The organism is Hypericibacter sp. (assembly GCF_050729195.1).
GTDB lineage: Bacteria > Pseudomonadota > Alphaproteobacteria > Dongiales > Dongiaceae > Hypericibacter.
In genome coordinates, this window is sequence record NZ_JBOHKS010000244.1 from 1 (window position 1) to 7,651 (window position 7,651).

The window sequence follows — 7,651 nt, forward strand, 5'->3', positions numbered from 1 at the left end:
GCCTCGGATGACGAGTTCACGATCGTCGGCGATTCCGAGTGCAAGTCGCGCGGTTACTACTCGATCGACTTCTTCGAGGTCGAAGTGGGCGACAAGCGCGATTACGTGCAAGATCTGGTCGATTGAGAACCGGTGAGATGCGGATCGTCTGGGTCGCAGACGATCCGCATCGTCTTTCCGACGGCGGGTTGGCCGGCTTCGAGAGCGGCATCGGTGCCGCGAGAGTATCGAGTTTGATTCCGATCACACGGTCATCGCGATGACCGACGCCCGCGCCGAGATCTTGGGCCGGCTGCGCCGCGCCCTCAAGCGCGACGCCTTGGATCCCAAGGCGGCGGCCGGCATCGAGGCTCGCGTCGCAACCCATGCGCCCGGCCCCATTCCCGCCCGCACCCAGCTCGATCGCGAGGGGCTGATCGCGCTGTTCAGCAACAAGGTTCAGGGCGTGGCCGGCACGGTCGAGCGTTTGGGCTCGTTTAACGACGTGCCGGCGGCGGTCGCGAAATATCTCGCGCGCCATAATCTGCCGGCCGCGGTCAAGCTGTCGCCGGCGCCGATGCTGTCGCAGATCGACTGGTCGGGCCAGCCCATGATCGAGCTTTCCTCGGGCCGCAGCGACGGCAACGATCTGGTGTCGCTGACGCCGGCCTTCGCCGCGGTCGCCGAGACCGGCACGCTGATGCTGACCTCGGGCGCGGAGACGCCGACCACGCTCAATTTCCTGCCCGACCATCATATCGTGGTGCTGCCCTTGTCGCGGCTGGTGGGCCCCTTCGAGGAAGCCTGGGCGAAGCTGCGAGCCGCGACCGGCGGGGGACAGATGCCGCGCACGGTCAATCTGGTGACGGGCCCCTCGCGCAGCGCCGATATCGGGCTGGTGCCGCAGCTGGGCGCGCACGGCCCACGCCGGATCCATGTGCTGCTGGTCGATGACAACGCGCAAGCCTAGCGCCGACGAACAGGCTCTGTTCCGCGAGGCGATGCAGGGCGCCAAACCGATCGCGCGCAAGAAGCGCGTGGTGGCGGCACCGCCCGCCGCGAAGCCGGAGAGTGCCGAAGCCAAACCCGCGTCAGCGAAATCGAAACCTTTGCCGATCGTGCGGCCGGTGGCACCGCCGCCAAAGACGAAACCACCTCTGGATGCGGGCCGCATCGCCGATCTCGACAAACGCACCGGCGAGCGTTTCAAGCGTGGCGAGATGGCGATCGATGCCAAGATCGATCTGCATGGGCTGACGCAGGCCGAGGCGCATGACAAGCTGCAGGGCTTTCTTGCGAAAGCCGCCGCTGCCGGCAAGCGCTGCGTGCTGATCGTGACCGGCAAGGGCGCGGGCGGCTGGGGCGTGCTGCGCGACGCCGTGCCGCGCTGGCTGAACGAGCCCGAGATGCGCCGCCACCTCCTGGCCTTCTCGCTCGCGCAATCGCGCCATGGCGGCGCCGGCGCGCTTTATGCGCTTCTGAAACGGAAGCGCGAGCCGTGACGCCCTTCGGCCAACGGCTGCGCGAATTGCGCGCCGAGCGCAAACGCACGCTGAAAGACATGGCGGCGGTGCTGAAGGTGAGCTCGGCTTATCTCTCGGCCCTCGAGCATGGCCATCGCGGCAAGCCGTCGTCGGGCCTGGTGCAGCAGATCGCCGCCTATTTCAACTTAGCCTGGGACGATGTCGACGAGCTCAAGCGCCTGGCGCTGATCTCCGACCCGCGCGTGACGATCGACACTTCAGGATTGTCGCCGGCCGCGACCGAACTCGCGAACCGATTAGCCGAGCGCATCGGCGAGCTCGACGAGGCGACGATCGCGGTGATGCGGGAGAAGCTGGAAGAGTGATTTGAGAGAGGCTACGGCGCCTCTCAAGAAAGTTCTTTCCTCTCCGCCCGCGTAGCGGGGGGAGAGGGTAGGGTGAGGTGGGCCTTTTCTTGCACACACACCCTCACCCAGCTCCGGCTAAGTCTCCGCTACGCTCCGACTAAGCCTGCGCAACCCTCTCCCTCACATCCGTGAGGGAGAGGAAAGAGTTGCGCGACTTACAGAATGAACTTGCTCAGATCCGCGTTCTTCGCCAGCGGCGCCAGGCGGTCGCGCACATAGCCGGAATCGATCCGTAGGACCGCACCGGCATGATCGGTGGCGGTGAAGCTGATCTCTTCGAGCACGCGCTCCATCACGGTGTGGAGCCTTCGCGCGCCGATATTCTCGACCGCGCCGTTGATCTCGGCGGCGAGGTCGGCCAGCGCGTCGATGCCGTCCTCGGTGAACTGCAGTTCGACCTCCTCGGTCTTGAGCAGCGCCACATATTGCTTGATGAGGCTGGCTTCGGGCTCGACCAGGATGCGCTTCAGATCGTCGCGGGTGAGCGCCTTGAGCTCGACGCGGATCGGCAGGCGGCCCTGCAGCTCGGGGAGCAGGTCCGAGGGCTTCGCCAGATGGAAGGCGCCCGAGGCGATGAAGAGGATATGGTCGGTCCGGACCGCGCCATGCTTGGTGGTGACGGTGGTGCCTTCGATCAGCGGCAGGAGATCGCGCTGCACGCCCTCGCGGCTGACATCGGCGCCCATGCGCTCGGAGCGCGCCGAGATCTTGTCGATCTCGTCGAGGAAAACGATGCCGTTCTGCTCGACCGACTGGATCGCCTCGGCCACGACCTTCTCCTGATCCAGGAGATTGTCGCTTTCCTCGGCCATCAGCACGTTGTGCGATTCGGCCACGGTCAGCTTCCGCTTTTTGGCGCGCCCGCCGAAAGCCTGGCCCAGCATGTCGCCGAGATTGACCATGCCGACCTGGGCGCCCGGCATGCCCGGGATCTCGAAGGTCGGCATGCCGCCGGAATCCTTCACCTTGATCTCGATCTCGCGGTCATTGAGCTCGCCGGCCCGCAGCATCTTGCGGAACTTGCCGCGGGTCTCGGCCGAGGCACCCTCGCCCACCAGCGCGTCCAGCACGCGTTCTTCCGCCAGGATCTCGGCCTTGGCGGCAACGTCGCGGCGCAGCCGCTCCTTGGTCATGGCGATGGCGATCTCGATCAGGTCGCGGATGATCTGCTCGACATCGCGGCCGACATAGCCGACCTCGGTGAACTTCGTGGCCTCGACCTTGAGGAAGGGCGCTTGCGCCAGCTTCGCCAGACGCCGCGCGATCTCGGTCTTGCCGACGCCGGTCGGCCCGATCATCAGGATGTTCTTGGGCTGCACCTCTTCGCGCAGCTCGGGGGCGAGTTGCTGGCGGCGCCAGCGGTTGCGCAGCGCGATCGCGACCGCGCGCTTGGCTTCCTGCTGGCCGACGATATAGCGGTCGAGTTCGGAGACGATCTCGCGCGGGCTGAAATTCGCGGCGGCCGGCGTGGCGGGCTCGGATTTGCGGGCGGGAGGTTGCACGTTCATAGCCGTTCCAGCGTCAGATTGCGGTTGGTGTAGATGCAGATATCGGCCGCGATTTCCATGGAACGGCGCACGATCGCCTCGGCCGTCAGTTCCGGACGATCGAACAGCGCCCGCGCGGCGGCGAGCGCATAGGTGCCGCCCGAGCCGATGCCGATGATGCCATCCTCGGGCTCGAGCACATCGCCATTGCCGGTCAGGACCAGGCTGACGTTCTTGTCGGCGACCGCCATCATCGCCTCGAGCCGGCGCAGATAGCGATCGGTGCGCCAATCCTTGGCGAGCTCGACGCAGGCGCGCGTGAGCTGGCCCGGATGCTGCTCGAGCTTGGCTTCGAGCCGCTCGAACAGCGTGAAGGCGTCGGCGGTCGCCCCGGCGAAACCGGCGATGACATTGCCCTGGCCGAGGCGGCGCACCTTCTTGGCATTCGACTTCATCACGGTGTTGCCGAAGCTCACCTGACCGTCGCCGCCGACCACCACCTCATTGCCCTTGCGGACCGCGAGGATGGTCGTGCCGTGCCATAGCGTCGAGGAAGAGGCGTTGGGGGAATTCGCGGAGGGATCGAATGACATGGCGCTCAAATGGGGGGTGGGGTTCGGGGTCGCAAGCTGGGGTGCGGTTATGTGCCCTTCGCAATTCGGGCGGCAGGACCTTTCCTAGGCCAACCCGCCCGGAACCGCTTGTGGAAAATCTTTAAGCCGTCCGTTTCCAGACTCGGGGATAATATAAATTACTCAGTAATATCAAATCTATAGGAAGATATCGGGGTGGGGATAAAGCGGAGGGCAGAGAGGTGGGCTCCGGGGGCGGTTTTCGCGCTTGGGCCACCCCATATTCGCTTGTTAGTGTCCGCCCCGAACGACCATCCAGGCCGGGGTTTCCGGCCGCCGCCGGTCGTGGATCCCCCAGGCGGCGGGATAGATAAAGGTTCGACGAGCGATGGCCCTGTTTCAGGCCGAACCGGCCGAGACCGGCGGCAAACCCGCCTTCTCCACCGGCATCCTGCCCTACCAGTCGATCCGCGAGCTGGTGCGCGATCATGAGATCGACGCGCTGGTCGGGATCGACGAGGACCAGCTGCAGCCGGCCAGCCTCGATCTGCGGCTGGGGGCGGTGGCCTATCGCGTGCCCGCTTCCTTCCTGCCGGGCCCCGACGCGACGGTCATGTCGAAGCTCGAAGCCTTCGGCATCTATCCGGTGGAGTTGCGCGAAGGCGCGGTGCTGGAGCGCGGCTGCGTTTATGTCGTGCCGCTCCTGGAGCATGTGGCGCTGGGCTCGCGCCTCTCGGCCTTCGCCAATCCGAAGAGCTCCACGGGGCGCCTCGATATTTTCACCCGTCTCATCGTCGATGGTGCTACCGCCTTCGACCGGATCGAGCCCGGCTATCGCGGGCCGCTCTATGCCGAGATCGCGCCCAAGACTTTCTCGGTGCTGGTGCGCCAGGGCTCCCGGCTCAACCAGCTCCGGCTTCGCCGCGGCTCGCCGCCCACGAGCGGGGCGGCACTCCGCCGGCTCCATGAGCAGGTGCCGCTGGTCGATACGCCCGAGCGCGTCACCCTGCGCGAGGACAATCTGGGTTTGACGCTCGATCTCTCGGGCGATCCCGAGACCGGCCTCGTCGGATTCCGCGCCAAGCGCCATGCCGATGTCATCGATATCGATCGCAAGGGCGTGCTGGATCCCAAGGATTTCTGGGATCCGATCTATGCGCGCAGCCAGGACAAGGCCAGCCGCGGCATCATCCTCAATCCCGACGATTTCTACATCCTCGCCACCAAGGAAGGCGTCACCGTCCCGCCCGATCACGCGGCCGAGATGGTGCCCTATGACACGCTGGTGGGCGAGTTCCGCGTACATTATGCCGGCTTCTTCGATCCGGGCTTCGGCTTCCACAATGCGCGCGGCGGCGGCACCAAGGCGGTGCTCGAGGTGCGCTCGCACGAGGTGCCCTTCATCCTCGAGCATGAGCAGATCGTCGGCTGGCTGCGCTATGAGCGGCTGATGGCCGAGCCCGAGAAGCTCTATGGCCGCGACCTCGGCTCGCATTACCAGAACCAGGGCCTGACGCTCGCCAAGCATTTCATGCCTTGGCGGTGAGCTGAGCGGCTGCAAAGGCGACAAAAAAACTCCGAAGTCGAATGCCAAAGCACTTCCCCTCCCCCCTTGAGGGGGAAGGGATTCTGCCGAGAGTTCCAAATTTCACCGAGGCTCATTTGCAATCCGTTCTGACCATCATCGCCGCCGCGCCTGGCGCGCTTCGTGACGACGCGGTCGCCGCCGCGCGCGATGGGCTGCTCGGGATCGGCGCGGCCGTGGGTGCCGCCGATTGGCTGGCCCCGGGCCAGGCCTTCGATCTGCCGTTTGAGACTGTCGAGCCCGCCTCCGTCGAGCGCGCGCTGCGCGAGCGCTTCAAAGGTGCGCCGCTCGATCTCGCCGCCCAACCGGCTCAGAACCGGCGCAAGACGCTGCTCGTCGCCGACATGGAATCGACCATCATCACGCGCGAGCTCCTGAACGAGCTGGCGGCGATCGCGGGGCTGGGGCCGAAGATCATTCCGATCACCGAGCGCTCGATGCGCGGTGAAATCGATTTCTCGCAGTCGCTGCGCGAGCGCGTGGCGCTGCTGCGGGGTTTGCCGATCTCCCTGCTCGACCAAGTCGCGACCTTGATTGAGCTGACGCCGGGCGCCCGCGCGCTGGTGCAGACGATGCGTGCCCACGGCGCCTATACCGCGCTCGTCTCCGGCGGCTTCGACTGCTTCACCGGGCTCGCGCGGAAACTTGTCGGCATGGACGAAGATCGCGCCAACCATCTGGCGATAGAGGGCTCCGTGCTCGCGGGCCGCGTCAGCGAGCCTATTCTCGATCCTGCGGCGAAAAAAAGTTCACTGCTGGAGATGGCGGCGCTGCGAGGGATCACGGCCGCCGATGCCGCTGCCATCGGCGACGGCGCCAACGACATCCCGATGCTGCAGACGGCGGGGCTCGGCGTCGCCTTTCGCGGCAAGCCCGCGACCGCGGCCGCCGCCAGATTCCGCCTCGATCATGCCGACCTGACGGGCTTGCTCTATCTGCAGGGCTACCATGCGAATGGATTCCGCGAGTAGCGCTTTGCACCTGCGAAGGATGCGTTACTCTCGCTCCCCCTGATCGGGCGGCGCCGTCGCGGGACCTTGAAGCCGGCGAGCGTCGCTCGGACGAGCGAAGAGGAACCGCGAAGCCGATGTCGAACGTCCCCGCCCCCTTGCCTGTCCTGCCCAAGCCCTCCCGCCTGCCGCAGCGCCCGCATTTCTCGTCGGGTCCTTGCGTGAAGCGGCCGGGCTGGTCGGCGGCGACGCTGGCCGGCGCCTGTCTCGGCCGCTCTCATCGCGCCAAGGTCGGCAAGGCCAAGCTGACCGAGGTGATCGATCGCAGCCGCGCCCTCCTCGGCATCCCGAAGGATTATCGGATCGCCATCGTGCCGGGCTCCGACACCGGCGCCGTCGAGATGGCGCTCTGGTCGCTGCTGGGCGAACGCGGCGTCGACATGCTGGCCTGGGAGAGTTTTGGCAAGGGCTGGCTCACCGACGTGGTGCAGCAGCTCAAGCTCACCGATGTGCGGAAACTGGAAGCGCCTTATGGCCGGCTGCCCGATCTGCGCGCCGTCGATTTCGCGCGCGATGTCGTCTTCACCTGGAACGGCACCACCTCGGGCGTGCGCGTGCCCGACAGCAACTGGATCCCGGCGAGCCATGACGGGCTCGCGATCTGCGACGCCACCTCGGCGGTCTTTGCCATGGAGCTGCCCTGGGAGAAGCTCGATGTCGTGACCTGGTCCTGGCAGAAGGTGCTGGGCGGCGAGGCGGCGCATGGCATGCTGGTGGTGAGCCCGCGCGCCGTGGCCCGGCTCGAGAGTTACAAGCCCGCCTGGCCGCTGCCGAAGCTCTTTCAGATGACGACGAAGGGCAAGCTCAATGAAGGGCTCTTCAAGGGCGACACCATCAACACGCCCTCGCTGCTGGCGACCGAGGATGCGATCGATTCCCTGAAATGGGCCGAGCAGATCGGCGGCCTGAAAGGCCTGATGATCCGCACCCAGGCCAATTTCAACGCGATCGAGCGCTGGGTCGAGCGCAGCGACTGGGTCGATTTCCTGGCCGAGGACCCCGCGGCCCGCTCGCCGACCTCGGTCTGCCTGCGGCTGGTCGATCCCTGGTTCTGGGAGCTCGAGGCCGAGCAGCAGGCCAAGACCGCGAAGGCCCTGGCCGACCGGCTCGAGGCCGAGGGTGCCGCC

9 protein-coding genes are annotated in these 7,651 nt (G+C 66.4%); 7 read left to right on the forward strand and 2 right to left on the reverse strand.

What is annotated here, in order from left to right:
• The 4 genes from ACREE8_RS19325 to ACREE8_RS19340 all read left to right on the forward strand — a co-directional run.
• The coding region (locus ACREE8_RS19325; RefSeq protein WP_431574649.1) for a DUF1036 domain-containing protein at positions 1 to 126 on the forward strand (126 nt) is incomplete at its 5' end.
• A 133-nt stretch (positions 127 to 259) separates the two neighbouring features.
• Positions 260 to 949: a LutC/YkgG family protein gene (locus tag ACREE8_RS19330; RefSeq protein ID WP_431574641.1), complete on the forward strand. Its 690-nt coding sequence runs from the start codon at positions 260 to 262 to the stop codon at positions 947 to 949.
• Positions 930 to 1,481: a Smr/MutS family protein gene (locus tag ACREE8_RS19335; protein ID WP_431574642.1), complete on the forward strand. Its 552-nt coding sequence runs from the start codon at positions 930 to 932 to the stop codon at positions 1,479 to 1,481. The genes ACREE8_RS19330 and ACREE8_RS19335 overlap by 20 nt, the downstream gene beginning before the upstream one ends.
• Complete coding sequence (locus ACREE8_RS19340) at positions 1,478 to 1,828, forward strand: helix-turn-helix domain-containing protein (protein ID WP_431574643.1); 351 nt, start codon at positions 1,478 to 1,480, stop codon at positions 1,826 to 1,828. Before ACREE8_RS19335 ends, ACREE8_RS19340 begins: the two co-directional genes overlap by 4 nt.
• 197 nt (positions 1,829 to 2,025) lie before the next feature.
• On the opposite strand, the gene hslU is transcribed toward ACREE8_RS19340, so the two are convergent.
• Positions 2,026 to 3,378: an ATP-dependent protease ATPase subunit HslU gene (gene hslU, locus ACREE8_RS19345; RefSeq protein ID WP_431574644.1), complete on the reverse strand. Its 1,353-nt coding sequence runs from the start codon at positions 3,376 to 3,378 to the stop codon at positions 2,026 to 2,028.
• A complete protein-coding gene (gene hslV, locus ACREE8_RS19350; protein ID WP_431574645.1) occupies positions 3,375 to 3,950 on the reverse strand; it encodes an ATP-dependent protease subunit HslV in 576 nt (191 codons plus the stop codon). Before hslV ends, hslU begins: the two co-directional genes overlap by 4 nt.
• Before the next feature lie 367 nt (positions 3,951 to 4,317).
• Between hslV and ACREE8_RS19355 the strand changes: the two genes are divergently transcribed.
• From ACREE8_RS19355 to ACREE8_RS19365, 3 genes are all read left to right on the forward strand, one after another.
• Positions 4,318 to 5,475 carry a 2'-deoxycytidine 5'-triphosphate deaminase gene (locus ACREE8_RS19355; RefSeq protein WP_431574646.1) on the forward strand — a complete coding sequence of 386 codons (1,158 nt, stop codon included), beginning with the start codon at positions 4,318 to 4,320 and terminating at the stop codon, positions 5,473 to 5,475.
• A gap of 116 nt (positions 5,476 to 5,591) precedes the next feature.
• Positions 5,592 to 6,485, forward strand: a complete 894-nt coding sequence (serB, locus tag ACREE8_RS19360; RefSeq protein ID WP_431574647.1) for a phosphoserine phosphatase SerB — start codon at positions 5,592 to 5,594, stop codon at positions 6,483 to 6,485.
• Positions 6,486 to 6,601: 116 nt separating this feature from the next.
• The coding region (locus tag ACREE8_RS19365) for a phosphoserine transaminase (RefSeq protein WP_431574648.1) at positions 6,602 to 7,651 on the forward strand (1,050 nt) is incomplete at its 3' end.

Excerpts from the sequence above, each read along its gene's own strand:
- ACREE8_RS19355 (WP_431574646.1), top strand. The coding sequence starts at position 4,318 with ATGGCCCTGTTTCAGGCCGAACCGGCCGAGACCGGCGGCAAACCCGCC.
- hslU (WP_431574644.1), bottom strand. The coding sequence starts at position 3,378 with ATGAACGTGCAACCTCCCGCCCGCAAATCCGAGCCCGCCACGCCGGCC.
- ACREE8_RS19335 (WP_431574642.1), top strand. The coding sequence starts at position 930 with ATGACAACGCGCAAGCCTAGCGCCGACGAACAGGCTCTGTTCCGCGAG.
- ACREE8_RS19330 (WP_431574641.1), top strand. The coding sequence starts at position 260 with ATGACCGACGCCCGCGCCGAGATCTTGGGCCGGCTGCGCCGCGCCCTC.
- hslV (WP_431574645.1), bottom strand. The coding sequence starts at position 3,950 with ATGTCATTCGATCCCTCCGCGAATTCCCCCAACGCCTCTTCCTCGACG.